The following is a 25824-nucleotide window of genomic DNA, read 5'->3' on the forward strand; positions in this document are numbered from 1 at the left end:
AACCGCACGAGGTTAGCGTCCGGAGATACATTGAGTGTCGCGGCGAATAGCGGGCCGTTTTCCGGGCAAAGCCGTCATTTGTAAGTCCGATTGATAATGTGCGTCAACCGGCCGCACTTGGCCGGACCCTGTAGATCGCGAGGTATGCGCGCAAGACCCCTTGGTGCGGCCGCGCCGTATCCGCTTCTGAGTGAAAGCAAAATGCGAGCAGATTCGACGCCGCGCGGGCTGTTGCGCCCGGCCTGCTACCCTATAGCCGATACCCCGCACTTTGCAGCGTTCTAACTGCCCGTACCACCTAAACGGAGCCGAAGTGCGTTTACCAGAGCGTTGCAGGTGCGCAGCAGCCATGCGAGCTGCTCGGCATCTCGCGCAGCCCCTTCTCCTTGCGCTTCGAACTGAACGACGAGACGCCCTGCCTCCCTTTCCGCATCATGCCCTCCGCTGACGTTGAATCGAATCGGCTGCCCGACTTCCTGTTCTAGGGCCGCCTGGTCCTCAACGAGTGCTTGCAACGCTTCTCGCCCGTCTGCGCCAAGGAACTTGACGAAGAGGCCCGCCGTCGACGGCTGCTCCCGGTAGGCGACGAGCCCTTGGACGGGGCCAGGAAGGTCTAGTCGCACGAAGTTGTTCGTGCCGTGGCGAGGCGGCGTCTGATCCGGATGGTCGAACTTCACCTGCTCGATAAATTTGTCCCAGAACGCGCGATTGAGGAGCTTCGACGCGCTAACGGCCTTCGGTTGAGGCGTGGATTCCTGCGCCGGCGCCACTTCATCAACCGGAGCTGCGCGCTCAAGCGGCACGCCGTCAGGACGCACAAGAACTTCCCGTTGCACGACTTCAGTGCGTAACGGCACGGACGGCACGAGCAGCGTGCGCCCATCAGCATCGCGATACGTGCGGATTTCAACGAGCGCGAGTTGGGACAGCACGCCGCCGTGTGTGGCGAGCAGGCGACGCAAGGCCTGCAAGTCGCTACGAACGCCGTCACCGGCGATCGCGCAAAGGAAGTCACCGCGCTCGAGCGAGCGGTTGACAGAGTCGACGAATGCTCCCTCGTCCAGTTCCGGATGCGCGGCCTTGACCGCGGCGAACATCGGATTCTCGCCGGTCAGGCCGCGGGCCGTCTTCAGACGCGCCTCCAGGTCGGAGTATGTCCACTCGGAAAGCAACGACGCGTATTCGAACAGTTGCGCAATGACCTCGCGGCGCGCTTCGGGGTTGCGCCACAACTTGCACTCGATGAGCACCAGTCGGCCGGTCGCCGAAACGCCCAGGATGTCGAGGAAGACGCTCGAGGAACCATAACGCAGGGGAAGCTCGCGGCAGACCGGTACGAAGCTTTCGCCGTGGCCGAACATCTCGGTCATGGGCAGCAACGAGGGAAGCTCAAAAATCCGCTCTTGCAGCCAACGCTCGTTGTGACCGTTCCCGGCGGTCAACGCGACTGGCTGAAATGCTGCGGGCGGGTTGAAGGTCTGCTCGTCGTAAAGGTAAATGGTCATGCGCGGGTCTCGTGGTTCGAAGCCGCCCTGCGTCCAGGCCTGCGCGGGCGGATGTTATAGACGCCGCGATTGTACGATTCCGCCGTTACGTCTTCTTGCGCGTCGTGCTGCTGTCCGAATTCCGACCCATTGAGACGGTCGACATGTTGCGGCCGTGCGGCGAGTTTCGGAGTACAGCGGCCGTTCGCGTGGCGAATTCGCTGGCAAGTTCTCGGCAAATTATTCACTGGCTCACGAAAGTCCCTGGGGAAGCAATGATCCCCAGATCACCGGCGGGCCGCCGGCTACAACACGAAAGCGCCAGCGATGACACGAATTTCACTGCTGCGGCTAACTCAAGTTTCCCAACGCCCCGCCGTAAAAACAAGGAGGAAAGCTATCTAGAACGGTGGCTCATTCTCCGATGGGCCTTGCAAGTTTAGAAATAACGTCCAATGAGGCGAGGCGAATGTTTTTCTAACGACGACTCAATTGAATTCAACGATAATCATCAAACAGTAGCGGTAGTAGCCACGCCAAGGCTCAAACGACAACCACAAGAGCATTCACAAAAATATGAAATTCAAAGTCATTTCCCGTTCATCGGGGCCTATTCAAACAGACAAAGACACCGTCTATCTCGAGATAGACAACTGGAACGACTACTCGTTTGTTACGATGTTCCATATGTATTATCGCGACTTAGCTGGAGCAAGAGTCGAAGTGGGCGCGGTGAAGATAGGGTTCAAAGGACAAACGACCGAACAGTCCACACACTCCAAATTACTCTCCGAGTTTCCGGCCCTTGACGAAAATTATTTTTCATTGGGTCAGGATGTAGATTTCTATCGCAGGTTGGGCAGTCTTCCCGATGGATACGGCATCCAAATTCTGAAGGCCCTACGGGACATAGTGTGCCATCCCGAAATAATCGACGAGATTCGGGATGAAAGCGTATTTAGAATTTCACTTTTGCGCGAGGTCACCCTCTCTCTTGTCAGGGGGCAGTATTTGCGCGCCTTCACTGGGGCTGCGGAACTTACGGATTTTGACTTCCGATTTACTAGGCCCGAGTCCGAAGAAATGGGCAGCATCTCTCTGGAATTCTCAGTGAGCGTCGGCTCGATTCCGAGCACCAATATCCACGCTGTAATCGGAAGAAACGGCGTCGGCAAAACGACATTGCTAAATGGGATGATCGACGCAATTACTAAGCGCCCGAATGCCTCTAAGTTCATCAATCTGAGGTCCGCTTTCGATAGCGAGATCGAAGTTGACTATTTCAGCAGCCTCGTTTCTGTTTCATTCAGTGCGTTTGACCCGTTCACCCCTCCTGAAGAGCAACCAGATCCGTCAAAAGGTACTTGCTATTTTTATATCGGGTTGAAGGACCGCACATCCCCTGACCAGCATCGCACTATTTCCGATCTTCGGGCAGACTGCGTGAAATCGCTCGCCGGATGCTTTAGAAACGAGGGAAAAACCAAACGTTGGCTCAAAGCCATCGAAAAACTTGGGTCCGATGAGAATTTTGACGCTATGAAGTTAGCGCAACTTCAGTCTGCCTATCTAAGTGTACGGGAAAGGAGGAATAGCGAGCAATCTGACTCCTTGAGTTTCCTGGAACAATATTCCGACGAAGTAGACAAATATTTATCCCGCATGAGCTCCGGTCATGCAATCGTTTTGCTCACGATTACACGTCTTGTTGAAACGGTCCAAGAAAAGACGTTGGTCCTCCTCGACGAGCCTGAAAGCCATCTTCACCCCCCACTACTATCGGCATTCGTGCGCGCCCTCTCCGACCTGCTTCATGATCAGAACGGCGTCGCAATCATCGCTACACATTCACCAGTCGTTTTGCAGGAAATCCCGCGCTCGTGCGCTTGGAAAATCTATAGAGTTCGTAAGGAAGTATCAGTGGCTCGCCCGAAAATTGAGACGTTCGCAGAGAACGTAGGAATGTTAACGAGTGAGATCTTCAGTCTAGAAGTGGCGCGATCTGGATTCCACGCCATGCTCGAGGCATCCGTCCGAGGGGGATTTTCATTCGACGAGATACTCAAGCAATATGACAATCAACTCGGCTTGGAAGGCAGAGCGATCCTCGCGGCTCTCATTGCGGAACGTGACGGGGGATCCACGAAATGATGCGTTTGAATAAGCCGCAGCGCGACTTCGGAGCGACTTTAGACGAATGCATTGCGGGAATCACCGGAAACAATGCATTCAAGAAGAAGATGATCGCTTCCAAGCCTGACTTGGTTCATGCAGGAACTGCCTACATCGCGGCCGGCAGCGCCGGAGAACTCTACGCCATTGCACCAATCTCAACCGCGATCAAGGATCCAATTGTCGTCGGAACCTTGGTCAAATCGGAACTTGTGAACTTATACGAATACTACTTTCGCAATGAAGAGAAGGAATCGAGAGCAACCTACGACAAGTTATTAAATTCGGCACACGAACAGTGTCCGTTTTGCGGAGGAATTGGGACGCCTAGAAATTTAGATCATTTCTTACCGAAGGCGCATTTCCCCCAATTCTCCACCTTTCCTCAGAATCTGGTTCCGTCGTGCCGCGATTGTAATATGGACGGCAAAGCGGTAGCTTTCGCCACGCGAGCGGAAGATCAGCTTATCCAGCCTTATGTCGATCATGATCGATTCTTCACGACACAATGGATTTTCGCCAAGTGCGTTCTTGACTCCTCTAACAGACCAGTTTCAATTCACTATTACGTCAACCCTCCACAGGAATGGGACCAAGTTCACAAGGATAGAGTCCAAAAACACTTTGATGACTTCGGGTTAGCAAAACGCTTTTCTGTCAAAGCCGCGCAGTTGCTGGCAACAACATTAGCCCAAATCGCTAGCCTGACGAATTTGAGGCTTTCCAACTCAGCGATCCGTACTGCATTGCTGATTCCCGGCATCAACAATGCGCCCTTCATCAACCATTGGCAGAGAGGCATGTTCGAAGCACTGCACGACTATCTTCATTAGAGCCTCCGACACGACCAAGAACGGACATTGCTGTTCCAACGCGCCGGATGTTCATTTCCTTCGATTTCCCAAGCTTTAGTCCAGTCTGTTTGCCCCTTCACGAAGAGTCACGGACGACATTTTCGCCAATGTGCGAAAAACAAGCAGTCGCGGATCAAGGGTAGGTAGTCGGGCCTGAATAATTCGTTTTGCGTGGTACCGGTACTCATGCGGCGAAGGGCTGTGCAGCTGAGCGTTCGAGTAAAGCGAGAAGCACAAGGGCGCAATAAAGCCGCAGCTTTCTGAGGATCATGCGCAGGTTGTGGCCCGCGCCGCACAGCACCGCGTGAATTGCGTCGCCGACTGCGCCTTTGAGCCAATTCCGGTCGAGTTTTCCATCCGCCTTCATGTGGCCGATGGCGGGCTCGATCGCACTGCGCCTTCGGATCATCGCTCGCAGCCCGCGCGTGATACCGCGCCTCAATCCCGGGTGATAGATCTTTACGCCGTCGACAGCCACTCCCTTGTAGCCACGATCAACGATGGCGACTTCCGGCTTCACGTCGCTCAGGATCGCTGCCTGCTCCAATGCCTCGGCCAGCGTGTGGCCGTCGTAGGGATTTCCGGGCATCGAGCGAGCGCCGACCACGAGCCCCTCCTTGTGGGTCGTCGTGATCGACACTTTCACGCCGAACTCGTAGGGCTTGCGTGCCTTACCTTTGGCCAGACATTCGACTTCCGGGGCGTGCAGTGCGTACAGCTTGTTCTTGTCCTTCTGCTGTTGCGACAGAATTCGTTTGGTGCGGCCAATCAACTCTTGCAACGCGCCTTGGCTGCTATCGCTTGTCGAACTGAGTTGGCGTTCGACGTCACGCATGACGCGGCCAACGCGCGAACGCAACGTGCGCAACGCCTTCTTGATGCGCTTGTATTGCTTGGCGTGTGCGTAACGGCTGATTTGGCTCGCCAGGTGTGGCGCTTCGCGGTTGTAGTTCTGCCGCAACTTCAGACCGTGGCGGGCCGCAGCTTTCACCAGATGTTCACGACACCGCTCGAGCAGACGCGAATCGGTTGGATGGGCAATCGCTTTTTCCATCACCGTCGTGTCGACGATCACCCGTTTCGTGCTCGAGGCTTTGATCACGCCCGCGCGCTTGGCTGCCTCGATCGTTTCGGCCAGCAATTCTTCGACACCGGCTTCGCCCAGGCGCTTCCTCCAGCGCGTAAGGCTCGACGGGTCGATCGGCGGCTCAGTCTGCAGATACGTCTCGCCCGTGAAGACCTGCCAATACGGGTTCTCCACCCATTGCCACACGACCTCTTCGTCCGACAGGTCAAACGCATGTTGAAGATACAACAGACCAGCGATCAGTCGAGGTGAGGTGGCTGGGCGTCCTCTGCTCGAAACGAAGCTCTCACTCATCGACGTGCCTAAGCGGTCCCAGTTGATCAGATCAGCCAGGCCGACTAGCGGATGCTTCAGGTTGATCTGCTCACGCAGCGGATGCCGGAAAAAATCCCCTTCCGTCACTGGCGTCTTTGGACCCATCCGCACCTCGTCAAAAAATGCAGGAATCAAGCGGTAATATGCCTGCTTCCTGCAATTCGCTCAACATGGTTTGCGGCGCAACGCCTTATCGCGTAGGGCTTTGAGGATTGTTCAGGGTCGACTAGGTATCGGACCAACCCGCCGCAGGAATGAGCGCTTTGTCTTGCAACTATTGGCCCGAACCCGGTCCGACAGCGAAAGCTGGTCGCGGTTGGCTTTTGATCGTCCGCCTCAGGCAGCAGACGACCCACTCCGGACAGACGTCTTTCTCCAGACCGGTCAGTCAGCGAAAGTCGAGTTTCGCGAACTGGAGGGCCAGTTAGCGGCCATTGGCGACCTCACCCGATCGGCCATGAGGGGCCAGATGTAGGCGCCCGGACTCGGCGTTCCTTCGTCCGGATCGCGGTCTCAAAACCGGCCTCTCGGAGATTGCTGGAACGTACCGACTAGCGTTTCAGCACTACAATCGCTCTGCAGTTGCATTCTGTGCTTTAAGTGGCGCGAAGCAGCACAGAAAAATGCAACGACGTTCGACAGAACGCCTAATATCAAAGCTGATTCGAGCCCGGGTCACGGGCCTGATCCGAGATTCTTTTGCATCGGACTCCAGTCCAGACAACGTGCCAGATCGGGAGGTTTCGAAAAAAAATGAAGCGCTTTTCTTTTGTGGCTGCCATTGCTGTGGGAACTCTCGTCTGTAATGTATCCACGCGCGCGGACGTACAAAAATCGCTCGATTTGATTAGAGACTTCGCGTCTTCGCTTTGTGGATCGGTCGAAACAAAAGGAAAGGCGGAAGCATGGGACACATCGGCAGAAGCAAAGGCCAGTCTAAACGGTGTTGTCAAAAAACTGGCTGACCTAGGCGCGACCGCTGCAACGAAATACACACATAGCTCTTATGAGGGGCTGCTTCAAACAGATATTGGAAAAATAATTGAGAAACAAGGTGACTGTCGTCTTGAGGTTTTTCGAGAACTAAAAGACAAACTTCTACCCGGAGCGCCGATTCAATCGACTACGACCGAAATGTCTGCGTCAAATGCTCGTAACGGGTCCAGTGAAGAAACACATAGCGCGTCGCGATTAGTGCTAGGTGGATTCGGAAGATCAATAGACGCTTTGCAGAGTCAAGGTATCGATTTCAAAATTCGGAAAGAGCAAAGCACTAACGGCAAGTTTGTCACCTATACTCAGTCCATCTACGGCCGACAATTTGAAGTCACTCAGAACCTGGACTCGGCAGGGAATACTGGACTGGCTCTAGCCAAGTCGACTTTGGTCCAATCCACCAAGAGAAAAGACCTTATTGGCGAAACAATGTCCACTGCAGGCGACAGTGACAATGCGATCTACAATTTGTGTTCACAAGATTCGCTCGACCGATATTTGAAGCTGTTTACGAAAGACTATGGATTACCAAATGATGTCAAGGAGTGGGCGCGAACGGAACACGAGAGTGATGATTCAAGTTCCCGGAAGGCCTATGAGGGCGGTGCTAGCTGGAGGTTCACGGATAATAGTCGGCTTGTTCTCCGCATACGTGAGCTTTCGACATTCAAGGACGACGGGAATTACGAGAGGTGGGGACACTCCTGTTCCGTACAAATATGTGCGGTCCCGATCGGGCAGGCCGCGTGTTTTACGGTTCCGGGCTTGGCGTTGTGAAAAACTAGAGATTCAATGAGACGTTTTACTTCGCGATACAGGTGGTGTGGTCCCCATGCGACCGCTCGACTCTGATCCCGGCCCTTGCATCTCGCCGACCGGCAGGTGCGGGTCACCATGAATAGGTTTACATAGCAACCCATTGTGGTCTGTCGGCTTTCGCGAGAGCCGCCGCTCGCAATCGTCAACAGATGGCCTGCCCCGATGCGGCAACAGCGATAATACGGCCAGTGACGTACGCCCGTGCGAATCGGGCGCCCGACTCAATGTATTAAGGCGCGGAAGTCTTTCTGTGATTGAAACTGCGAAAACTGCTTGTCATTAGCAATGGTGGTTTTGAAGCTTGGGTCGATATCGATGAGGTGCTTTAGGACGTCGATCGATTCCTGACGACTGCCGGCTGCCCAAAGGGCAAGTGCTAGATTGTAATAACCCCAGACGTACTTCGGGTCAATCCGTACTGACTCTCTAAGGTTATTCACCGCCTCTGTGGTATTCCCCTTCTTCAACATCGCATACCCAAGGAAGTTGTAAACCGCGGCGTCTTTGGGGCCTGACCGGAGCGCCAAGCTGTAGGCCTCTATTGCATCGTCGATCCTTCCGGCTTGTGCGCTTGCAATCCCAGATCGAACATATTGTTCGGGGGGCAGCACTGCTACAGCCTGTGGGGAATTCTCCACGGCATGGCGTAGCTTCCCTTCCTTGTCTTCGATCAGATGCGTATTGATGAGGAACTCGAGATTCTTGACAGCGTCGTCTTGGTTGCCTGTCGCCACCGCCTTCAGAATTAGCGATGATTCTAGCTTTGATTTCTCGAGTGCTAGATTGGAAAAGCCTTGGAGGAGCGCTCCAATAACGGCTCCGACGATTGCAGTCGCACTTGCGATAACGGCTGCCCTTATTGGTGTCAGGTTTGCGGCGCGATGTGTTGCGATTTCGCTTTCCTGGACGATTAATTCGCGCTCCTTTAGATCGAGTTCGCGCTTTCGCGCATCCATTTCCGCACGAAGTCGGTCACGTTCGATATCGAGTTTCAGCAACTCGACGTCCGAATTTAGCTTCGACGGACTCGGGCCAACCTCAGGAGTTGTCATGCTCTAATACCCCTTAGATGTATCCAGAAGCGCTTTACGCGTCCGTCACGAATCCTGCAACCCGCCAACTTTTCGGGTTAGACGAGTTAGCCGAACTTGTAATGTGGCAGACCGATCTAGACTCCGCAACTGTCGACGATCCGAACCGCAGTGTCTAACGGCCGATGGTGACCGGGTTGAGGCAGTGCCACCGGTAATTTGCTCCCCGGAAACCGGCCATTGAGCGGAGGCGAAACGTGACCTTGGCTATTCAAATTGGATGGCGACCTCGACCGGCGGCTCGTGGCCGACCTCTGTCCGACGATTTTCGACGGCGCTTATCACCCGGCGTATGGATGAGTAATGGATGCTCGGTAGACAAACGACCGCAACGCCGCGAAAACCGATGGAAATCGCCCGTAACGAGAGTGGGCCAAGCGACTTCTGGAGGCGCACACATTGCAGTCGCGCCCTGCCCGTTTCGTGGACGATAGGGTCGTTTAGACGCAAATAGGCTTAAGCGCTGGCGAGGTCTCAGGCGAGTGCGGGTTAAGACGAGTCTGGCGAATCGCCGGCAGGACGACCTGCTTCGCGACACTCACGATTAAGGCGGGGTGTTTGGCGGGTAACCGGGCTACGCGTGGCCAGAAGCCTTGTTACATAACGCTCCATGGCGGAGAGAGGGGGATTCGAACCCCCGATAGGTTTTACCCTATACACGCTTTCCAGGCGTGCGACTTAAACCGCTCATCCATCTCTCCGGAAGACCGCGATTATACCAAGTTCCCGCGACTGCGCCAGCCCCTACGGATGACGTATGTAATCGACCAGCGCGCGCGTATACGCATCGGGCTTGCGATCGAAAAGACTCACCGCGATCGCCACCGCGAATCCCGCCGGCACGCCGAACACGCCCGAGCTGATCGGCTCGATGCCGAACCAGCGCGCACCCGCGAAGCCTGTCAGTTGCATGAAAAACGGATACGTCGAAACGATGTAGTACACGCACACGACCAGCCCCGCGATCATTCCCGCCACGACGCCCCGCTTCGTCGTGCGTTTCCAGAACACGCCCAGAACGAGCGCCGGGAACAGACTCGAGGCCGCCAGCGAAAAAGCCGCGCCCACCAGAAACAGAATGTTCCCCGCGTTGAGCGACGCCACGTACGAGGCGAGCAGCGCCACGCCGAGCAGCAGAATCTTCGAGATGGTCACGCGCCGCTGGCTGGTCGCGCGGCGATCGACCATGCAGTAATAGACATCGTGCGACAGCGCATTGGCGATCGTGAGCAGCAGGCCATCCGCCGTCGAGAGCGCCGCCGCCAGCGCCCCCGCCGCGATCAGTCCTGAAATCACGTAGGGCAGTCCGGCGATCTCGGGCGCCGCGAGCACGACCATGTCAGGCTGCATCTGGATGCCGGCCCAGCGCACGATGCCATCGCCATTCACGTCGCTGATGCGGATCAGATACGGCTCCACGCGCCGCCATTGCATGACCCACTGCGGCAGATCCGCGAAGCGATGGCCGACCAGCCCCGTCAGAATCTCGTGCTTGATCAGCACCGCGAGCACCGGCACCGTCAGGTAGAACAGCGCGACGAAGAACAGCGTCCAGCCGACCGAGCGCCGCGCCGAGGCCACGGAGGTCGTCGTGTTATAGCGCGTGAGGATGTGCGGCAGGCTCGCCGTGCCGATGGAAAGACACAATAGCAGCGACAGAAAATTCAACTGATGCACGCGCGGACTCTCGTCGCCTTCCGAGCCGGGCGCGAAGGCTTCGGTCATCGGCACGGGCGGGGCGACGCGTTCGGTCAGCACATCGCGTTCGCGCGTCCATTTGACCTGCGCATCGGCGGGATCGCGCGGGAATGCGGCGAGTTCGCGCTCGCGCTCGTTGATCTCGCGCAGCGGCCCGTTATGACGCCGCAATTCGGCGATCTCGTCGACGAGACGCGCGTGTTCGTCGCGGAACGACTGCGGCAAGGCATCGATGCGCTGCTGCATGCGCGCTGCCTGACGCTGATAATCGGCGCGCACGCGCGCTTCGTCGGGCGACACGGCGACCGCGCGCTCGAGCGCTTCGACCCGCTCCATCACGCGGCCGTAGTTGAGTTGCGGAAACCAGCCGAGCCCTTCGCGATGCGCGATCATCGACACGGGAATCAGCATCGCGCTGATCAGGATGATGTACTGCGCGACCTGCGTCCATGTGACCGCGCGCATGCCGCCGAGGAACGAACACACGAGAATGCCCGCGAGTCCGCAAAAGATGCCGATCGAAAACTCGATGCCGATGAACCTCGACGCGATCAGCCCGATGCCCTGGATCTGCGCGACCAGATACACGAACGAGCAGAGAATCGCCGCGATGGCCGCGAGTGCGCGCACCAGATTGCTGGAGAAGCGCGTGCCGAGAAAGTCGGGAATCGTGTAGCGCGCGAGCTTGCGCACGTAAGGCGCAAGCAGGAAGGCGACGAGACAGTAGCCGCCCGTCCAGCCCATCACGTAGGCGAGGCCGTCGTAGCCGCTCGCGTAAATGGAGCCCGCGAGACCGATGAACGACGCGGCCGAGAGCCAGTCTGCGGCGGTCGCCATGCCGTTGAACGCGGACGGCACGCGCCGCCCCGCAACGTAGTATTCGACGAGATCCGATGTGCGCGACAACAGGCCGATGACCGCGTACACCGCGATCGGCACGAACAGGAACACGTAGCCGATCCACATGCCCGGCCCGGTGGTGCGCTCGATGCGTTCCATCAGAAAGATGAACAGCAGGAAGCCCAACGTATAGAGCGCGTACGAGAGGATCAGCCGGTTGGTGAGTTTCATTGCGCGTCGAACATGCGAACGTCCTGCTGCTGCGACTCGTCGGCGCTCACGCTCGCGGCGGCGCGCGACAGGCGCGCATCGGCGAACTGCATCAGCACGATATAGACGAGGATCAGCGCGACGTAGACCAGAATCGCACCCTGCGCGCCGAAGTAGAACGGCAGCGGAAAGCCCGCGACGCGCACGTGCTCGAAGCGCTGCGCGAACAGCGGCAGGCCGAACGAGACGACGAAGCCGATCGTCATCAGCACGGCGATGAGCGCGAGATTGAAGCGCCAGTAGCGCGAATGCGCGCGCGCCATCGCCGCCGGAACGGGCGGTGGCGCGCGCGGTGTCGAGGTGGAAGAATCGGCCGATGAAGACATGCGGTCTTTTAACAAAACCGCGTGGCATCGGCAATCAGGAAAGACCGCCGCCTTTTGCGGGCGGCGGCTAATCGAGGCTCAGCGCGCCTCGCCGAGCTGATCGAGAATCGCGGGATTCTCCAGCGTGGAGACGTCCTGTGTGATCTCTTCGCCCTTCGCGAGGGAGCGCAACAGGCGGCGCATGATCTTGCCCGAGCGCGTCTTCGGCAGATTTTCGCCGAAGCGGATGTCCTTCGGCTTCGCGATCGGGCCGATTTCCTTGCCGACCCAGTTGCGCAGTTCGGTGGCGATTTGCTTGGCCTCATCGCCTTCGGGACGCGCGCGCTTCAGCACGACGAACGCGACCACGGCTTCACCGGTGGTGTCGTCCGGACGGCCGACCACCGCCGCTTCCGCGACCATCGGATTCGAGACGAGCGCCGACTCGATTTCCATCGTGCCGAGGCGGTGGCCCGAGACGTTCAGCACGTCGTCGATGCGGCCCATGATCGTGAAGTAGCCGGTTTCCTTGTCGCGCACAGCGCCATCGCCGGCGAGATACAGCTTGCCGCCGAGTTCTTCCGGGAAATAGCTGGTCTGATAGCGCTTCGGGTCGCCCCACACATTGCGCAGCATCGACGGCCAAGGGCGCTTGACGACCAGAATGCCGCCCTGCCCGTTCGGCACGTCCTGGCCGGTTTCATCGACGACCGCGGCCATGATGCCCGGCAGCGGCAACGTGCAGGAACCCGGCACCAGCGGCGTCGCGCCCGGCAGCGGCGTGATCATGTGACCGCCGGTTTCGGTCTGCCACCAGGTATCGACGATCGGGCACTGACCACGGCCGACGTTCTCGTGATACCACATCCACGCTTCCGGATTGATCGGCTCGCCGACCGTGCCGAGAATGCGCAGCGTGGAGAGATCGAAGCTCTTCGGATGCACTTTCGCATCCGCTTCCGATGCCTTGATGAGCGAGCGGATGGCCGTCGGCGCGGTGTAGAAAATCGTGACCTTGTGACGGTCGATCATCTCCCAGAAACGGCCCGCGTGCGGGAACGTGGGCACACCTTCGAACACCACCTGCGTCGCGCCGATGGCCAGCGGACCATACGCGATATAGCTATGCCCCGTGATCCAGCCGATATCCGCCGTGCACCAGAAGATGTCGCCGGGCTTCATGTCGAAGGTCCACTTCATGGTCTGCGCGGCCCACAACAGCGTGCCCGCCGTGCTGTGCTGCACGCCCTTCGGCTTGCCCGTCGAACCGGACGTATACAAAATGAACAGCGGATGCTCCGCGCTCACCCACTCCGGCTCGCATTGGTTCGACTCGTTCTCGACGATCTCGTGAAGCCACAGATCGCGGCCTTCGGTCCACGCGACCTTGCCGCCCGTGCGCTGGTAGACGATCACGTCCTTGACCTTCTCGCAGCCGCCCGCGGCGAGCGCGTCGTCGGCGATGCTCTTCAACGGCAGCGCCTTGCCGCCGCGCATTTGCTCGTCGGCGGTGATGAGCGCGACCGCGCCGACATCGACCAGACGTTCATTGAGCGACTTCGACGAGAAGCCGCCGAACACGACCGAGTGCGTCGCGCCAATGCGCACGCAGGCCTGCATCGCGACCACGCCTTCCACCGACATCGGCAGATAGATGACGACGCGATCGCCCTTCTTCACGCCGCGCTTCTTGAGAGCGTTGGCGAGGCGGCTGACTCGGTCGAGCAAGTCCTGATAAGTGACGTTGGTGACGGTGCCGTCGTCGGCTTCGAAGATGATCGCGTTGTCGTTGCCGCGTCCCGCTTCGACGTGACGGTCCAGACAGTTGTACGAGGCGTTGAGCTCGCCGTCCTCGAACCAGGTATAGAACGGCGCCTTCGATTCATCCAGCACCTTGCTGAACGGCTTGTGCCAGGAGAGCATTTCCCGGGCGATGCGCGCCCAAAAACCTTCGTAGTCGCTTTCCGCTTCCGCGACGAGCGCCTTGTAGGCTTCCATGCCGGAGATTGCCGCACCCGCCGAGGCCTTGGCTTGCGGCGGGAACACACGTTTTTCCTGAAGAACCGATTCGATCGCAGACATCGACAACCTCTCCTGATGGTGTTTCCGAAATCCGGCGGCGCGCGCGTCGCTGAGTGGGCCGCGCGCGCCGCATGTTATGTGATTCGAGCGCGTGGAACGCGTGGCGTTCCCTGGCCCGAACTTGTCTCCATAGTGACCGCGCCGTAGCGGCGCGGAAGATGTCACGGCACATTCTCCTGCCGGTGACATCCCGCATCGAGTTCAAGATAAGCCGCCCAACTTACCCGCTTCTTACGTACCCGCGTCAACTGGCACGGGGTATACACGGAGTCCATGTGGCTTCTACAATGCGACCCCACAATCGTAACTGAACTCGTCGGGCCTCGTCGGACCGTTTCCCAGCTTGAATCGCTACGCCTGTCTTTTGATCGCGGCCATGTTGCTCGTCGGGAGCAACGTCGGCATCGGCAAATCGATCGTCGCCTCCGTTCCCGTGCCGCTCTTCGCGCTGTCGCGCTTCGTCATCGCGCTCGTGGTGCTGGGTCCGCTGCTGCGTCCGTCGAAAATGCGGCGCGTGGCGCGCGGCGAATGGCTCAATCTCTTTCTGCAGGCGTTCTTCGGCACCTTCGGCTTCACGCTGTTGATGCTGAACGGCGTCGCGCGCACGAGCGCAGTCGCGGCCGGCGTCATCACGAGCACGATTCCGGCGACCGTCGCCCTGTTCGCGTGGATCTTCCTGAAGGAGAAGCCGGGCGGGCGCGCGCTCGCGTCGATCGGCCTCGCGATCGCGGGCGTATTGGTCATCAATGTCGCGCAGAGCGGCGGCGAAGGCGGCATGGGCTCGCTCACGGGCAACCTGATGGTGCTCGGCGCGGTGTGCTGCGAATCGCTCTATGTGATTCTCTCGCGCCGGCTCACGCGGACGCTCTCCGCCATCGATATCTGCGCGTACACGCACGGCATCGGTTTTCTGCTGATGCTTCCGCTCGGCGCGGGTTCGCTGACAGGCTTCGATTGGGCCAGCGTCGACGCCGGCACCTGGACGCTGCTCGTCTGGTACGGACTTTCGGCGAGCATCTTTTCGTTCTGGCTGTGGATGAAAGGCATTCGCCACGTCGACGGCAGTCTCGCCGGCGTGTTCTGCGCCGTGCTGCCGGTCGCGGCCGCCGTCTATGGCATCGCATTTCTCGGCGAGCGGCCGACGCTCGCGCATGGCGTCGCGCTCGCCTGCGTGGTGGCGGGAATCGCGCTCGCGAGCCTGCGTCCGCGCGCCGCGGGCACGGTGTCGGGCGAAAGCGGTGCTTAGGGACCACCTTAGGATCGGCTGAGAATTGCGTCAGTGCTTTCCGAAAGCTTTCGGCAAGACTGCCGGGCGACGCGCTACAATACCGGGCTTTCCCTGACCGCGAACGCGCGCCGACGCGCGTTCGCCGGCGCATCGCAGTGTGGTTCGTCATATTCGCCCGCCATCATCTCCGGTCCGATTCGCTCGACTGAAAAGCCGCCCATGTCCGCTCCGAAGCCCATCCCCTCGCCCGCTCAGCCCCGCACGATGAAAGCGCTGCCCAGACTCATCTTCATGAGCCGCTGGCTGCAGGTGCCGCTCTATCTCGGTCTGATCGTCGCGCAAGGCGTTTATGTGGTGCTGTTCCTGAAGGAAGTCTGGCACCTCGTCACGCACTCGATGACGCTCGACGAAACCAACATCATGCTCGTCGTGCTCGGCCTGATCGATGTGGTGATGATCTCGAACCTGCTCATCATGGTGATCGTCGGCGGCTATGAGACCTTCGTGTCGCGCCTGGGCGTGGAAGGCCATCCCGACGAGCCCGAATGGCTCGATCACGTCAACGCGGGCGTGCTGAAAGTGAAGCTTTCGATGGCGCTGATCAGCATCTCCTCGATCCATCTGCTGAAAACCTTCATCAACCCCGACCAGCACACGTTCCACGCCGTGCTGTGGCAGGTGATCATCCACGTTGCGTTCCTCGTCTCCGCGCTGATCATGGCGTTCGTCGACCGGCTGACCACGCATACGCATCCGAAGCATTTTCATAGCGAAACCCTCGCGCCCCGCAGCGCGCTGGACTGAAGCGTCGCCCAGAACGCCCACACCTAATTTCGTCCCCCAGAGCCTCAAGCCATGACCGTCATCAAGCAGGAAGATCTGATTCAGAGCATCGCGGATTCGCTGCAATACATCAGCTATTACCATCCGCTCGACTATATCCAGGCGCTCGGCCGCGCTTACGAGCTCGAAGAGAGCCCGGCGGCGAAAGACGCGATCGCACAGATTCTGACCAACAGCCGCATGTGCGCCGAAGGCAAGCGTCCGATCTGCCAGGACACCGGCATCGTCACGGTATTCGTGAAGGTCGGCATGGACGTGCGCTGGGACGGTGCAACGATGTCCGTCACCGACATGATCAACGAAGGCGTGCGTCGCGGTTACCTGAACCCGGACAACGTACTGCGCGCGTCGATCGTGAGCCCGCCCGAAGGCGGCCGCAAGAACACCAAGGACAATACGCCGGCCGTGATCCACTACGAGATCGTGCCGGGCGACAAGGTCGATGTTCAGGTCGCGGCGAAGGGCGGCGGCTCGGAGAACAAGTCGAAGTTCGCGATGCTGAACCCGTCCGATTCGATCGTCGACTGGATTCTCAAGACCGTGCCGACGATGGGCGCGGGCTGGTGCCCGCCGGGCATGCTCGGCATCGGCATCGGCGGCACGGCTGAAAAGGCGATGGTCATGGCGAAGGAATCGCTGATGGACCCGATCGACATTCAGGACGTCATCGCGCGCGGCCCGCAGGACTGGATCGAGGAACTGCGCGTCGAGCTGCACGAGAAGGTGAACGCGCTCGGCATCGGCGCGCAAGGTCTCGGCGGTCTGGCGACCGTGCTCGACGTGAAGATCATGGCGGCGCCCACGCACGCGGCGTCGAAGCCGATCGCGATCATCCCGAACTGCGCGGCCACGCGCCACGCGCACTTCACGCTCGACGGCTCGGGCGCCGCGAAGCTCGAAGCGCCGCCGCTCGACGCATGGCCCAAGGTCACATGGCAGCCGAACACGGAGACGAGCAAGCGGGTCGATCTGAACACGCTGACGCCGGAAGAAGTCGCATCGTGGAAGCCGGGCCAGACGCTGCTGCTCTCCGGCAAGATGCTCACGGGCCGCGACGCCGCGCACAAGCGCATCGCCGACATGCTGGCCAAGGGCGAAAAGCTGCCGGTCGATTTCACTAACCGCGTGATTTACTATGTCGGCCCGGTCGATCCGGTGCGCGACGAAGCCGTCGGCCCGGCAGGCCCGACCACGGCCACGCGCATGGACAAGTTCACCGAGATGATGCTCGCTCAAACCGGCCTGATCTCGATGATCGGCAAGGCCGAACGCGGTCCGGTCGCGATCGAGGCGATCAAGAATCACAAGGCCGCCTATCTGATGGCAGTGGGCGGAGCAGCGTATCTCGTGTCGAAGGCGATCCGCGAAGCGAAGGTGCTCGCATTCGAGGACCTCGGGATGGAAGCCATCTACGAGTTCGACGTCCAGGACATGCCTGTGACGGTCGCCGTCGATTCGAGCGGCATTTCGGTCCACAAGACGGGCCCCGCCGAATGGCAGGCGAAGATCGGCAAAATTCCGGTCGCGACGGTCTGATAGCCGATCGGCGGCGGATTCGTGCCGCCGACGTATGACGGGAGCCGGGCATTTCGCCCGGCTCTTTTCATTGAAACGCCGCCAACGCGAAAGGTTTTCATTCTCAGTTTTGTCTGAAACAAAAAATTTCTTCTCAACCTTGGCATAGGCATGTCAACGGTTTATCTTTGCTCAGTGCCCCACGTTACAAAAAAGGAACAACCATGCAAGGCGACGCAAAAGTCATCGAATACCTGAACGCGCAGTTGAAGAACGAGCTGACCGCGATCAATCAATACTTCCTGCACGCCCGGATGTATCAGCATTGGGGCCTCGAAAAGCTCAACAAGCACGAGTACGACGAATCGATCGGCGAAATGAAGCACGCCGACTGGCTGATCCAGCGCGTGTTCATGCTCGACGGCCTGCCGAATCTGCAGGACCTGCACAAGCTGCTGATCGGCGAGGAAACCAAGGAAATCCTCGAGTGCGATCTGAAGCTCGAGCAGATTTCGCAGTCCACCTGCAAGGAAGCGATCGCTTATTGCGAGACCGTGCGCGATTACGTCTCGCGCGAGATCTTCGAGAAGATTCTCCACGACACCGAAGAGCACATCGACTGGCTGGAAACGCAACTGGATCTGATCGACAAGGTCGGCATCCAGAACTACCAGCAAACCATGATGGGCGATCACGAGTAACTGGATGTCCGCAGGCTTGTCGCCTTCCCTCGTGCCGAACGAGCGTGCCGCGTCGAACGCGAGCGCGCCGGTCGGCATTTTCGATTCCGGTCTCGGCGGTCTGTCGGTGCTGCGCGCCGTGCGCGCGCTGTTGCCGCGCGAGCGCCTGATCTACGTCGCCGACTCGCTGCACGCGCCCTACGGCGAGCGCGACGACGACTTTATCGTCGACCGGACGATGGCGATCGGCGAATGGCTGGTCGGACAGGGTGCGAAGGCGCTCGTCGTCGCGTGCAATACGGCGACTGCGCAGTCCATCGCGCTCGTGCGCGAGCGCCTGCCGATTCCGCTCGTCGGCGTCGAGCCAGGCGTGAAGCCGGCGGCGGCCGTGTCGAGGTCGCGCGTGGTCGGCGTGCTCGCCACGGCGGTCACGCTGCGCTCCGCGCGCTTCCAGTCGCTGCTCGAACGCTACGCGGGCGATTGCCGCTTCATCTGTCAGGCGGGGCACGGGCTGGTGCAGGCGGTCGAGCGCTGCGACACGTCCTCGCCCGCGCTGATGGCGCTGCTCGAAAGCTACCTCGCGCCGATGCTAGGCGCCGGCGCCGACACGCTCGTGCTCGGCTGCACGCACTACCCTTTCCTCGACCGCGCAATCCGCGACATCGCCGGCGAACGACTGCAGATCGTCGATACGAGTGTCGCCATCGCGCGGCAGCTCTACCGTCTGCTGGATGCGCATGCGCTAAAAAACGACAGCGCGCCGCCCGAAAACCTCCCGCGCTTCTGCTCCACCGCCGACGGCGAATCGCAACGCCAGCTCGCCGCGTCGCTCCTTCAACTCGATGCGCCTGTCGAGCACGTCGACATCCCCTCACGCCGCACGCGCCTCGCGGAACCCGACATCGTCTGAGGGTTTCTCTCGCAAAAGCCGCTGGGCGGCGCGCGCTTTCCCCCGCCAGACAAGGCTCCTAGCAATAAACCCGCTAACTTGCGTGCTCTGTTACAAAAAACACGGAGCCCCGCTTGCAAACGCGGCAATGTCGAATGATAATAATTCGCATTAACGCTAACTATCGCGAACGATCATGATTGTCTGTGTCTGCAAATCAGTGTCCGACCGAAAGATCCGAGCCGCCATTGCCGAAGGAGCGGATTCCTTCGACGAACTGCAATTCGAGCTCGGCGTCGCGCTGTGCTGCGGCAAATGTGAAGAAAGCGTTCGCGACGTCATGGCGCAAAGCGGCGTGTGTGCGTCGCGCTGCGGGGTCCAGCAGCACGAACACGTGGCGCCGCTTACGTTCTACGAGCGTCAGGCTGCCTGAAGCAGTCCGCGCGGCCTTCGCGCCGCGCTAAACCGGCGGCATGCGCTGTATCCGGCCGCGCCGCCCGGTCGCATGATCGCCCCCCCGCAAGCCAGGTTACCTTCGAACTTCCGGTCACTCTAGCCAGCCGCCAACCCTTGATCCCAGGAGGGAAAAATGGAATTGCTGATTGGTTTCGTGACCACCCTGTTTATCTCCCTGCTTATCTTCCGAAAATGACGTCGTCTGGTTTTCTTCTTGTCGAGTCCGCGCAGTCGTTTAAGCTGGGAAGATGCCTGGTCAGCGGGCAACCACGCAGCGTCGCAAGCAGCCAATAACAATGCAGTCTCCGACCACCACTCCCGCCGCTTTCCGAACGGCGCCGCCATCGAACGCGAATCCGCGCGTAATCGCGGCCTGCGCCGCCGTCGTCGTTCTTCATGCCGTGTTGCTCGGCGTCGCGATGAACATGCGCCACGAGCCGCCGCCGCGCCCGATCGAAGCCAAGTCGATCACTGCTCAGTTGATCAGCGAGACGCCGCAGCCCGCGCCGCAACCGGTCTCGGTCGAAACGCCGCCGCAGCCCAAGCCGGTGCCACAGCCGGTTCCGAAGCCGCAGCCCAAGCCGAAGGTGAAACCCAAGGTCGAGCCGAAGCCCACGCCGATGCCGGTGACCGAAGCGCCGTCGCAGATCGCCGCGCCCGCGCCGGAACCGACGCCGCCTGCTCCGGCGCAGCCCGCTCCGCCGCCCGCCGCCGCGCCTGCGATCGGCAAGCCGAGCATGGATCTGGCCGCGCCGAAGAATGTCGCGCACCTCAGCTGCAACATTGCGCAGCCAGACTATCCGGCAATGGCCAAGCGACGAGGCGAAACGGGCACGTCCATCGTGCGGCTGACCGTCGGGCTGTCCGGCAAGATCGAAAACGTCACGCTGCAGAAGAGCAGCGGCTCGTCGCGCCTGGATGACGCGGCGCTCGACGCGGTGCGCGGCAGCGCTTGCAGCCCGTACAAGGAAAATGGCGAAGCGATTCGTGCGACCGCCACGGTGCCATTCGTATTCAGTCTGAACGACTGACCGGTTTATCTAGATACAAGGAAGGAAAGAGAAATGGAAAACTACGGGATCGCGCACGTCTGGGCGCAAGGCGACTTCGTCACACGGGGCATCGCGCTCGCGCTCGTCATCATGTCGGTGCTTTCATGGACCGTGATCATCGTGAAGGCGTGGAATGTCGTGCGCCTGAAGCGCCTGACCAAGAACGCCGAACAAGCCTTCTGGCATTCGGACGATTTCAACGACGGCATCAAGAAGCTCGGCAGCCAGTCGTCGAGTCCGGCCGACAACCCGTTTCTCGCGCTCGCGCTCGCGGGCCAGGAAGCCGCCGACCATCATCACCAGACGCAACCGCATCTGCACGACCGCATGGACGTGTCGGACTGGATCACGCGCTGCCTGAAAGACGTCATGGACGAAGGCGTCGGCCGCATGCAGTCGGGTCTCGCGATCCTCGCATCGATCGGTTCGACCTCGCCGTTCGTCGGCCTGTTCGGCACGGTATGGGGCATTTATCACGCGCTGCTGACCATTGGCGCGACGGGCCAGACGTCGATCGATCAGGTCGCGGGCCCGGTCGGCGAGTCGCTGATCATGACCGCGTTCGGCCTGTTCGTCGCGATTCCGGCGGTGCTCGGCTACAACGCGCTCACCCGTGCGAACAAGGGCATCGTCACGAAGCTGAACCGCTTCGCGCACGGCCTGCACGCGTTCTTCGTCACGGGTTCGAAGCTCTCGTCGACCAAGCGCGCCTCGAACGGCTCCACCGATAGCCTGCGTCTCGCGACGCGCGCGTCGTAAGTCCGGGAGGTTCGCAATGGCCATGAGCCCATTCGCCGGCGATGAAGACGACGGCATGATGAGCGAAATCAACATGACGCCGCTGGTCGACGTCATGCTGGTGCTGCTGATCATCTTCCTCGTCACGATTCCGGCAATGCATCACGCGGTGAAGATCGACCTGCCCCACGCGAGCAGCGCGCCGCAGGACGAAAAGCCCGCGCACGTCAACATCGCGATTCAGGCTGACGGCACCACTCTCTGGGACGATCAGCCCGTCGATGAAGCGACGCTCAATGCGCGCATCGCGCAGGCCGCGCAGCAGAATCCGCAGCCGGAGATTCATCTGCGCGCCGATCGCAAGGTGGCGTACGAGAAAGTCGCCGATCTGATGTCGGCGGCGCAGTCGGGCGGATTGACGAAGATCGGTTTCGTCACCGAGCCGAAGAGCGGGAAGTAATCAGCGTTTCACGAACAGAAAAAGCGCCGCCAAAGTAAAAGGCCTTCATCGTCAGATGAAGGCCTTTTTTCGTGCGCACTCGGCGCATTCGGGTGAGACGGTCACTGCGGATTCGAATAGCCAGAATCAGAAGTTCCGCCACATGCAGCAGCCGTGGTCGACACGGACAGTGCAATCAACCCTATCAGGCTAACTATCAGAGCAGCCGTCAGTTTTCGCATAAGGAGCTCCTTAGCGAAGGAGACTTCAATATACCGCCGCGAATTTCGGCGATCAATTGAATCTGTCCATCGCAAACGCGCGCTTCAATGTCATAAACCAATGACAAACGAAAAAGCGTTCAAACCGTTTCGCGTTCGGGCTTTTCGTGAACAGGACATTCTCCGGGAAAGCGCTGGCCGCTACCGATCGACTCGACGAGAAAATCGACGAAAGCGCGCACTGCAGGGACCATGCCTTGACGCGAAAGAAAAACCGCATAGAGTTGCGGCGACGGAAACGTCCAGCCCGGCATGACCGGCGACAACTGTCCGCTACGCAAGGGCGCGCCGTACATCATCTCGGGCAGCGCCGCTATGCCGACGCCGCGCATCACGGCCTCGCGGATCATCGAGAGGTCGGCCGTGACGAGGCGTGGCTCGTGTTCGAACTCGTGGCGCGTGCCGTCCGGCGCGATCAGCCGATAAACGTGACGCCCGTCCGATGACGGCATGTCGATGGTGTCGTATTGCTTGAGGTCGGCGGGCGTCATCGGCGGCGCGTTCGACTTGAGCAGCGAGGGCGCCGCCACCAGCATCTGCTCCGTGCGCCACAGCGGCCGCGCGACCACGTTCGAGCTCGCGGGCGGCTCCGAGCGCACGCGCAGCGCGACATCGATCGCGTCCTCGAACAGGTCGACGACCCGATTCGTCACGCGCAGCACCACGCGCACTTCGGGATAACGATCCATGAAATCGGGCATCACGGCGGACAGAAACGTCTGCGCAATGGTGACCGGCACGCTCACGCGCACCGTGCCGCGCGGCGAGTCGCGCAGACTCTGCACGACGTTGACGGCGGCCTGAGCTTCGGCGAGCATCGCCTGGCAATGATGGTAGAAGAGCTGGCCCGCCTCGGTCAGCGCGAGCTTGCGCGTGGAGCGTTGCAGCAGGCGCACGCCGAGCGACGCCTCCAGCTCCGACACGCGCCGCGACAGCCGCGACTTCGAAATGCCGAGCACGCGCTCGGCGGCCGAAAATCCGCCGTGTTCGACGACGTGCGAGAAATACATCAGATCGTTCAGGTCATGCGAGTCGGCTTTCATGTCGTCGTGAGACTCGGAAGTGCGCGTTGATGTGTTCGTTATCGCCAGCGGGACAATCCATTGCGCCGGGACGTCTTTTATCGCCAAAATCGGTCCATATAATAGCTCTGTGTTTCAGATTTATCGCTATTCCCTTATTTTTCGCATCCGCAACGCGAGGCAAAAATGGCCACCAGCCGCAGTATCGAACGCATCATTCCGGCGACCCGCACCGTCGAAGGCGGCGGTTTCGTCGTGCATCGTCCGTTTCCGACCCGTCTTCTGATGGATTTCGACCCGTTTCTTCTACTCGATGAAATGGGTCCCGCCGACTACGCGCCCGGCGAGGCGAAAGGCGCGCCCGATCATCCGCATCGCGGCTTCGAGACCGTCACTTACATGCTCGAAGGCGAGTTCGGTCACAAGGATTCGGCGGGTCATTCGGGCACGCTGCGCCCTGGCGACGTGCAATGGATGACCGCCGGCGCGGGCGTCGTGCATAGCGAAATGCCGGCGGAGGAATTCACGCGCCGTGGCGGCCGCGTGCACGGGCTCCAGTTGTGGGTGAATCTGCCGCAGCGCGACAAGATGATCGCGCCGCACTATCAGGAGATTCCGTCGGCGCAGATTCCGGTCGCGACGAGCGAAGACGGCAAGGTGAGCGTGAAGGTCATCGCGGGCGAAGCGCTCGGCGTGAAGGCCGCGATCGAGACGCGCACGCCGATCCTGTATCAGCACTTTTCGCTCAAGCCGGGCGCGAAGATCGAGTTGAACGTGCCGCGTGATTATCGGGTGTTCGCGTATCCGCTGTCGGGCGCGGCGCTGTACGGGCCGCAAAACCAGCCGGTGCGCGCCCAGCAAATGGTGATTTTCCGCGACGACAGTGACACGATCTCGCTCGCCGCCGGCGATGAGCCAGTCGAACTGCTGTTGATCGGTGGCGTGCCGTTGAAGGAGCCGGTGGTGCGTTACGGCCCGTTCGTCATGAACACCGAGGAGGAGATCCGCCAGGCCGTGGTCGATTATCAGGCGGGCCGCATGGGCGCGATCACGCACTAGCGCCTTACCCATCGGCGCTCTCGCTTGCGGGGGCGGCCGGCGAATCCGGTGAAACGGCGCGGCGAGAATGGTCACATTGAGTCACAATGACCGTTCCGTCCGCGCCGTTTTGGCATTCTCCCGCATCCAATCACAGGAGCAGCGCATGGCAGCACCCAACGTGACCGCCCAGATCGGCAGTCTCGAATATCAGGCCCGTCTCAGCGACGGTACGCACACCTGGCTCGCGGACGAACCCGCCAGCGTCGGCGGTGGCGACACCGGGCCGGAGCCCGCGTCGCTGTTGTTGTCGAGCCTCGGCGCTTGCACCTCGATCACGCTCAAGATGTATGCGAAGCGCAAGGAGTGGCCGTTGGAAGGCGTGCACGTCGAACTGTCGATGACAAGCACGGCCGGAGGCACGAACATCGAGCGCCGCATCACGCTCGAAGGCGCTCTCTCCACCGAGCAGCGGGAACGGCTCTTGCAAATTGCCAATGCCTGCCCGATGCACAAGGTCCTGTCCGGCGCGATTCACATCGATTCCGGGCTCACGCCGCAGTAATGCATCGCGGGCACCCCGAACGTCCAAGGAAACAGTCGTCTTGAATTTCGAACACCTGATCCAGATCAACGATCCGCTCAATCCGCTCGTCGAGTCGCTGACCCGCGAGGAGCTTTGGGAAGGACTCGTCCTGCGCGCCGAGCAGCCGCAATTGTTCGTGCTGGGCCTGGATAGCTGCAACATCCTCTCGCGCGACGGCGACACGATGGAGCGCGAGCTCCACTACGGCCAGGCCACCGTGCGCGATCGCGTGACGCTCACGCCGGGCGCGAGCGTGCGCTACGACATACTGCCGACCGCCGAGTATGTCGGCGGTTCGCTCACGATGGCGATCGAGCAGCCCGACGCGTTGCAGCTCTTCCTGCGCTTCACCTACAGCACCACACTGCCGGAAAACGCCAATCCGACGCCCGATGAGCATCAGACGCAGGAGATCGTGAAGTCGGCCTATCGCGAGTCGGATATCGATACTGTGCGGCTGATCCGCCAGTTCGTGCACGGCCGCAAGGACCAAAGTCCGCTGCACTGAGCTTCCCCGCGATGCGGTAGCGGATGCTTTGCCGCCGCATCGAGCACGGCTATCAAAAGTTTTGTTTCAATCGAAAAGTCTGTTTGCAAATAGGAATAATTATCATTTACTATAGACCCATCGAATCAACGAACGCACACTTTCCGACATGACCGACACGCTGCGATCCTCCACGCTCAGGCTGCGCCGCCCGGCTGTCCGCGACGCCGCAATCACCCGGCCCAAGGCGACCACCGTCACGACGGTGCATGTCGCGCAAGCGGCGGAAAGCAGCGGCGAGCGTTCGCTGCGAAGCGATGCGCTGCTTCAAGGCCGCAGCCACGTGAGCATCGTGCATAACGGGGAGACCTATCAGTTGCGCGCGACGCGTCTGGGCAAGCTGATCCTGACGAAGTAAGCGGCAAGCAGCAGCAAGAACAGCAGCACGTACCGGGTATTGTGGGGACCACCTCGCCAAGAGGTGTTTGGCCTTAGCCAGCGAGGACGACTTGCACGCGAGAATTTAGACCCCTTCGTGCAAACACCAGCCAGTCGTC

The 25824-nt window shown here is 60.1% G+C and carries 23 protein-coding genes and 1 tRNA gene; 16 read left to right on the forward strand and 8 right to left on the reverse strand.

Going from position 1 to position 25824, the window contains the following annotated elements; genetic code table 11:
* Positions 1 to 281: 281 nt before the first annotated feature.
* Entirely contained in the window at positions 282 to 1505 is a 1224-nt protein-coding gene (locus tag AWB79_RS06440; RefSeq protein WP_061166575.1) for a PDDEXK family nuclease, read from the reverse strand.
* 555 nt (positions 1506 to 2060) lie between these two features.
* On the opposite strand from AWB79_RS06440, the gene AWB79_RS06445 reads away from it, so the two are divergent.
* Together AWB79_RS06445 and AWB79_RS06450 are read left to right on the forward strand one after the other, a co-directional pair.
* The gene (locus AWB79_RS06445; protein WP_061166576.1) at positions 2061 to 3635 is read left to right on the forward strand and encodes an AAA family ATPase; all 1575 of its coding nucleotides are present in this window, start codon (positions 2061 to 2063) and stop codon (positions 3633 to 3635) included.
* Complete coding sequence (locus tag AWB79_RS06450) at positions 3632 to 4489, forward strand: HNH endonuclease (RefSeq protein WP_061166577.1); 858 nt, start codon at positions 3632 to 3634, stop codon at positions 4487 to 4489. The genes AWB79_RS06445 and AWB79_RS06450 overlap by 4 nt, the downstream gene beginning before the upstream one ends.
* A 205-nt stretch (positions 4490 to 4694) precedes the next feature.
* On the opposite strand, the gene AWB79_RS06455 is transcribed toward AWB79_RS06450, so the two are convergent.
* Positions 4695 to 6017, reverse strand: a complete 1323-nt coding sequence (locus AWB79_RS06455) for an IS5 family transposase (RefSeq protein WP_061166578.1) — start codon at positions 6015 to 6017, stop codon at positions 4695 to 4697.
* A 648-nt stretch (positions 6018 to 6665) separates the two neighbouring features.
* Between AWB79_RS06455 and AWB79_RS39360 the strand changes: the two genes are divergently transcribed.
* Positions 6666 to 7685, forward strand: coding sequence for a hypothetical protein (locus tag AWB79_RS39360; RefSeq protein WP_157695704.1), 1020 nt, complete (start codon positions 6666 to 6668; stop codon positions 7683 to 7685).
* A gap of 263 nt (positions 7686 to 7948) precedes the next feature.
* Here AWB79_RS39360 and AWB79_RS06470 read toward each other — a convergent pair whose 3' ends face one another.
* From AWB79_RS06470 to acs, 5 genes are all read right to left on the reverse strand, one after another.
* Positions 7949 to 8779, reverse strand: a complete 831-nt coding sequence (locus tag AWB79_RS06470) for a tetratricopeptide repeat protein (RefSeq protein WP_082862289.1) — start codon at positions 8777 to 8779, stop codon at positions 7949 to 7951.
* Positions 8780 to 9429: 650 nt separating this feature from the next.
* Positions 9430 to 9519, reverse strand: a tRNA-Ser gene (locus AWB79_RS06475).
* A gap of 43 nt (positions 9520 to 9562) precedes the next feature.
* Positions 9563 to 11587: a sodium:solute symporter family protein gene (locus tag AWB79_RS06480; RefSeq protein WP_061166582.1), complete on the reverse strand. Its 2025-nt coding sequence runs from the start codon at positions 11585 to 11587 to the stop codon at positions 9563 to 9565.
* The gene (locus AWB79_RS06485) at positions 11584 to 11952 is read right to left on the reverse strand and encodes a DUF4212 domain-containing protein (protein ID WP_061166583.1); all 369 of its coding nucleotides are present in this window, start codon (positions 11950 to 11952) and stop codon (positions 11584 to 11586) included. Before AWB79_RS06485 ends, AWB79_RS06480 begins: the two co-directional genes overlap by 4 nt.
* Before the next feature lie 78 nt (positions 11953 to 12030).
* Positions 12031 to 14013 (reverse strand): acetate--CoA ligase, encoded by a 1983-nt coding sequence (gene acs / locus AWB79_RS06490; protein ID WP_061166584.1) that lies wholly within the window; start codon positions 14011 to 14013, stop codon positions 12031 to 12033.
* A gap of 343 nt (positions 14014 to 14356) precedes the next feature.
* Here acs and AWB79_RS06495 point away from each other — a divergent pair, with 343 nt between their 5' ends.
* From AWB79_RS06495 to AWB79_RS06535, 9 genes are all read left to right on the forward strand, one after another.
* Positions 14357 to 15259 carry a DMT family transporter gene (locus AWB79_RS06495; protein WP_061166585.1) on the forward strand — a complete coding sequence of 301 codons (903 nt, stop codon included), beginning with the start codon at positions 14357 to 14359 and terminating at the stop codon, positions 15257 to 15259.
* Between the two features lie 201 nt (positions 15260 to 15460).
* Complete coding sequence (locus AWB79_RS06500) at positions 15461 to 16045, forward strand: TIGR00645 family protein (protein WP_061166993.1); 585 nt, start codon at positions 15461 to 15463, stop codon at positions 16043 to 16045.
* A gap of 51 nt (positions 16046 to 16096) precedes the next feature.
* Positions 16097 to 17620 (forward strand): fumarate hydratase, encoded by a 1524-nt coding sequence (locus tag AWB79_RS06505; RefSeq protein ID WP_061166586.1) that lies wholly within the window; start codon positions 16097 to 16099, stop codon positions 17618 to 17620.
* 203 nt (positions 17621 to 17823) lie between these two features.
* Positions 17824 to 18300 (forward strand): bacterioferritin, encoded by a 477-nt coding sequence (bfr, locus tag AWB79_RS06510; protein WP_061166587.1) that lies wholly within the window; start codon positions 17824 to 17826, stop codon positions 18298 to 18300.
* 4 nt (positions 18301 to 18304) lie between these two features.
* Positions 18305 to 19189: a glutamate racemase gene (gene murI / locus AWB79_RS06515; RefSeq protein ID WP_061166588.1), complete on the forward strand. Its 885-nt coding sequence runs from the start codon at positions 18305 to 18307 to the stop codon at positions 19187 to 19189.
* A gap of 175 nt (positions 19190 to 19364) precedes the next feature.
* Positions 19365 to 19601 (forward strand): (2Fe-2S)-binding protein, encoded by a 237-nt coding sequence (locus tag AWB79_RS06520; RefSeq protein WP_061166589.1) that lies wholly within the window; start codon positions 19365 to 19367, stop codon positions 19599 to 19601.
* Positions 19602 to 19920: 319 nt separating this feature from the next.
* Complete coding sequence (locus AWB79_RS06525) at positions 19921 to 20655, forward strand: energy transducer TonB (protein ID WP_061166590.1); 735 nt, start codon at positions 19921 to 19923, stop codon at positions 20653 to 20655.
* A gap of 33 nt (positions 20656 to 20688) precedes the next feature.
* The gene (locus AWB79_RS06530; protein ID WP_061166591.1) at positions 20689 to 21435 is read left to right on the forward strand and encodes a MotA/TolQ/ExbB proton channel family protein; all 747 of its coding nucleotides are present in this window, start codon (positions 20689 to 20691) and stop codon (positions 21433 to 21435) included.
* Between the two features lie 16 nt (positions 21436 to 21451).
* On the forward strand, positions 21452 to 21874 hold the full coding sequence (locus tag AWB79_RS06535; protein ID WP_061166592.1) for an ExbD/TolR family protein: 423 nt from the start codon (positions 21452 to 21454) through the stop codon (positions 21872 to 21874).
* A gap of 340 nt (positions 21875 to 22214) precedes the next feature.
* Here AWB79_RS06535 and AWB79_RS06540 read toward each other — a convergent pair whose 3' ends face one another.
* On the reverse strand, positions 22215 to 23177 hold the full coding sequence (locus AWB79_RS06540; RefSeq protein ID WP_061166593.1) for a LysR family transcriptional regulator: 963 nt from the start codon (positions 23175 to 23177) through the stop codon (positions 22215 to 22217).
* A 165-nt stretch (positions 23178 to 23342) separates the two neighbouring features.
* On the opposite strand from AWB79_RS06540, the gene AWB79_RS06545 reads away from it, so the two are divergent.
* The 4 genes from AWB79_RS06545 (at position 23343) to hemP (ending at position 25685) form a co-directional block, all read left to right on the forward strand.
* Entirely contained in the window at positions 23343 to 24215 is an 873-nt protein-coding gene (locus tag AWB79_RS06545; RefSeq protein WP_061166594.1) for a pirin family protein, read from the forward strand.
* Positions 24216 to 24360: 145 nt separating this feature from the next.
* Complete coding sequence (locus tag AWB79_RS06550) at positions 24361 to 24759, forward strand: OsmC family protein (RefSeq protein ID WP_061166595.1); 399 nt, start codon at positions 24361 to 24363, stop codon at positions 24757 to 24759.
* Between the two features lie 40 nt (positions 24760 to 24799).
* Positions 24800 to 25288: an SRPBCC family protein gene (locus AWB79_RS06555; protein WP_061166596.1), complete on the forward strand. Its 489-nt coding sequence runs from the start codon at positions 24800 to 24802 to the stop codon at positions 25286 to 25288.
* Between the two features lie 148 nt (positions 25289 to 25436).
* On the forward strand, positions 25437 to 25685 hold the full coding sequence (hemP, locus tag AWB79_RS06560) for a hemin uptake protein HemP (protein ID WP_061166597.1): 249 nt from the start codon (positions 25437 to 25439) through the stop codon (positions 25683 to 25685).
* Positions 25686 to 25824: the final 139 nt, after the last annotated feature.

Source organism: Caballeronia hypogeia (assembly GCF_001544875.2).
Lineage (GTDB): Bacteria > Pseudomonadota > Gammaproteobacteria > Burkholderiales > Burkholderiaceae > Caballeronia > Caballeronia hypogeia.

Bases quoted from the DNA above. Each gene is read 5' to 3' on its own strand.
- AWB79_RS06440 (WP_061166575.1), bottom strand. From the start codon at position 1,505: ATGACCATTTACCTTTACGACGAGCAGACCTTCAACCCGCCCGCAGCA.
- AWB79_RS06445 (WP_061166576.1), top strand. From the start codon at position 2,061: ATGAAATTCAAAGTCATTTCCCGTTCATCGGGGCCTATTCAAACAGAC.
- AWB79_RS06450 (WP_061166577.1), top strand. From the start codon at position 3,632: ATGATGCGTTTGAATAAGCCGCAGCGCGACTTCGGAGCGACTTTAGAC.
- AWB79_RS06455 (WP_061166578.1), bottom strand. From the start codon at position 6,017: ATGGGTCCAAAGACGCCAGTGACGGAAGGGGATTTTTTCCGGCATCCG.
- AWB79_RS39360 (WP_157695704.1), top strand. From the start codon at position 6,666: ATGAAGCGCTTTTCTTTTGTGGCTGCCATTGCTGTGGGAACTCTCGTC.
- AWB79_RS06470 (WP_082862289.1), bottom strand. From the start codon at position 8,779: ATGACAACTCCTGAGGTTGGCCCGAGTCCGTCGAAGCTAAATTCGGAC.
- AWB79_RS06480 (WP_061166582.1), bottom strand. From the start codon at position 11,587: ATGAAACTCACCAACCGGCTGATCCTCTCGTACGCGCTCTATACGTTG.
- AWB79_RS06485 (WP_061166583.1), bottom strand. From the start codon at position 11,952: ATGTCTTCATCGGCCGATTCTTCCACCTCGACACCGCGCGCGCCACCG.
- acs (WP_061166584.1), bottom strand. From the start codon at position 14,013: ATGTCTGCGATCGAATCGGTTCTTCAGGAAAAACGTGTGTTCCCGCCG.
- AWB79_RS06500 (WP_061166993.1), top strand. From the start codon at position 15,461: ATGTCCGCTCCGAAGCCCATCCCCTCGCCCGCTCAGCCCCGCACGATG.
- AWB79_RS06505 (WP_061166586.1), top strand. From the start codon at position 16,097: ATGACCGTCATCAAGCAGGAAGATCTGATTCAGAGCATCGCGGATTCG.
- bfr (WP_061166587.1), top strand. From the start codon at position 17,824: ATGCAAGGCGACGCAAAAGTCATCGAATACCTGAACGCGCAGTTGAAG.
- murI (WP_061166588.1), top strand. From the start codon at position 18,305: ATGTCCGCAGGCTTGTCGCCTTCCCTCGTGCCGAACGAGCGTGCCGCG.
- AWB79_RS06520 (WP_061166589.1), top strand. From the start codon at position 19,365: ATGATTGTCTGTGTCTGCAAATCAGTGTCCGACCGAAAGATCCGAGCC.
- AWB79_RS06525 (WP_061166590.1), top strand. From the start codon at position 19,921: ATGCAGTCTCCGACCACCACTCCCGCCGCTTTCCGAACGGCGCCGCCA.
- AWB79_RS06530 (WP_061166591.1), top strand. From the start codon at position 20,689: ATGGAAAACTACGGGATCGCGCACGTCTGGGCGCAAGGCGACTTCGTC.
- AWB79_RS06535 (WP_061166592.1), top strand. From the start codon at position 21,452: ATGGCCATGAGCCCATTCGCCGGCGATGAAGACGACGGCATGATGAGC.
- AWB79_RS06540 (WP_061166593.1), bottom strand. From the start codon at position 23,177: ATGAAAGCCGACTCGCATGACCTGAACGATCTGATGTATTTCTCGCAC.
- AWB79_RS06545 (WP_061166594.1), top strand. From the start codon at position 23,343: ATGGCCACCAGCCGCAGTATCGAACGCATCATTCCGGCGACCCGCACC.
- AWB79_RS06550 (WP_061166595.1), top strand. From the start codon at position 24,361: ATGGCAGCACCCAACGTGACCGCCCAGATCGGCAGTCTCGAATATCAG.
- hemP (WP_061166597.1), top strand. From the start codon at position 25,437: ATGACCGACACGCTGCGATCCTCCACGCTCAGGCTGCGCCGCCCGGCT.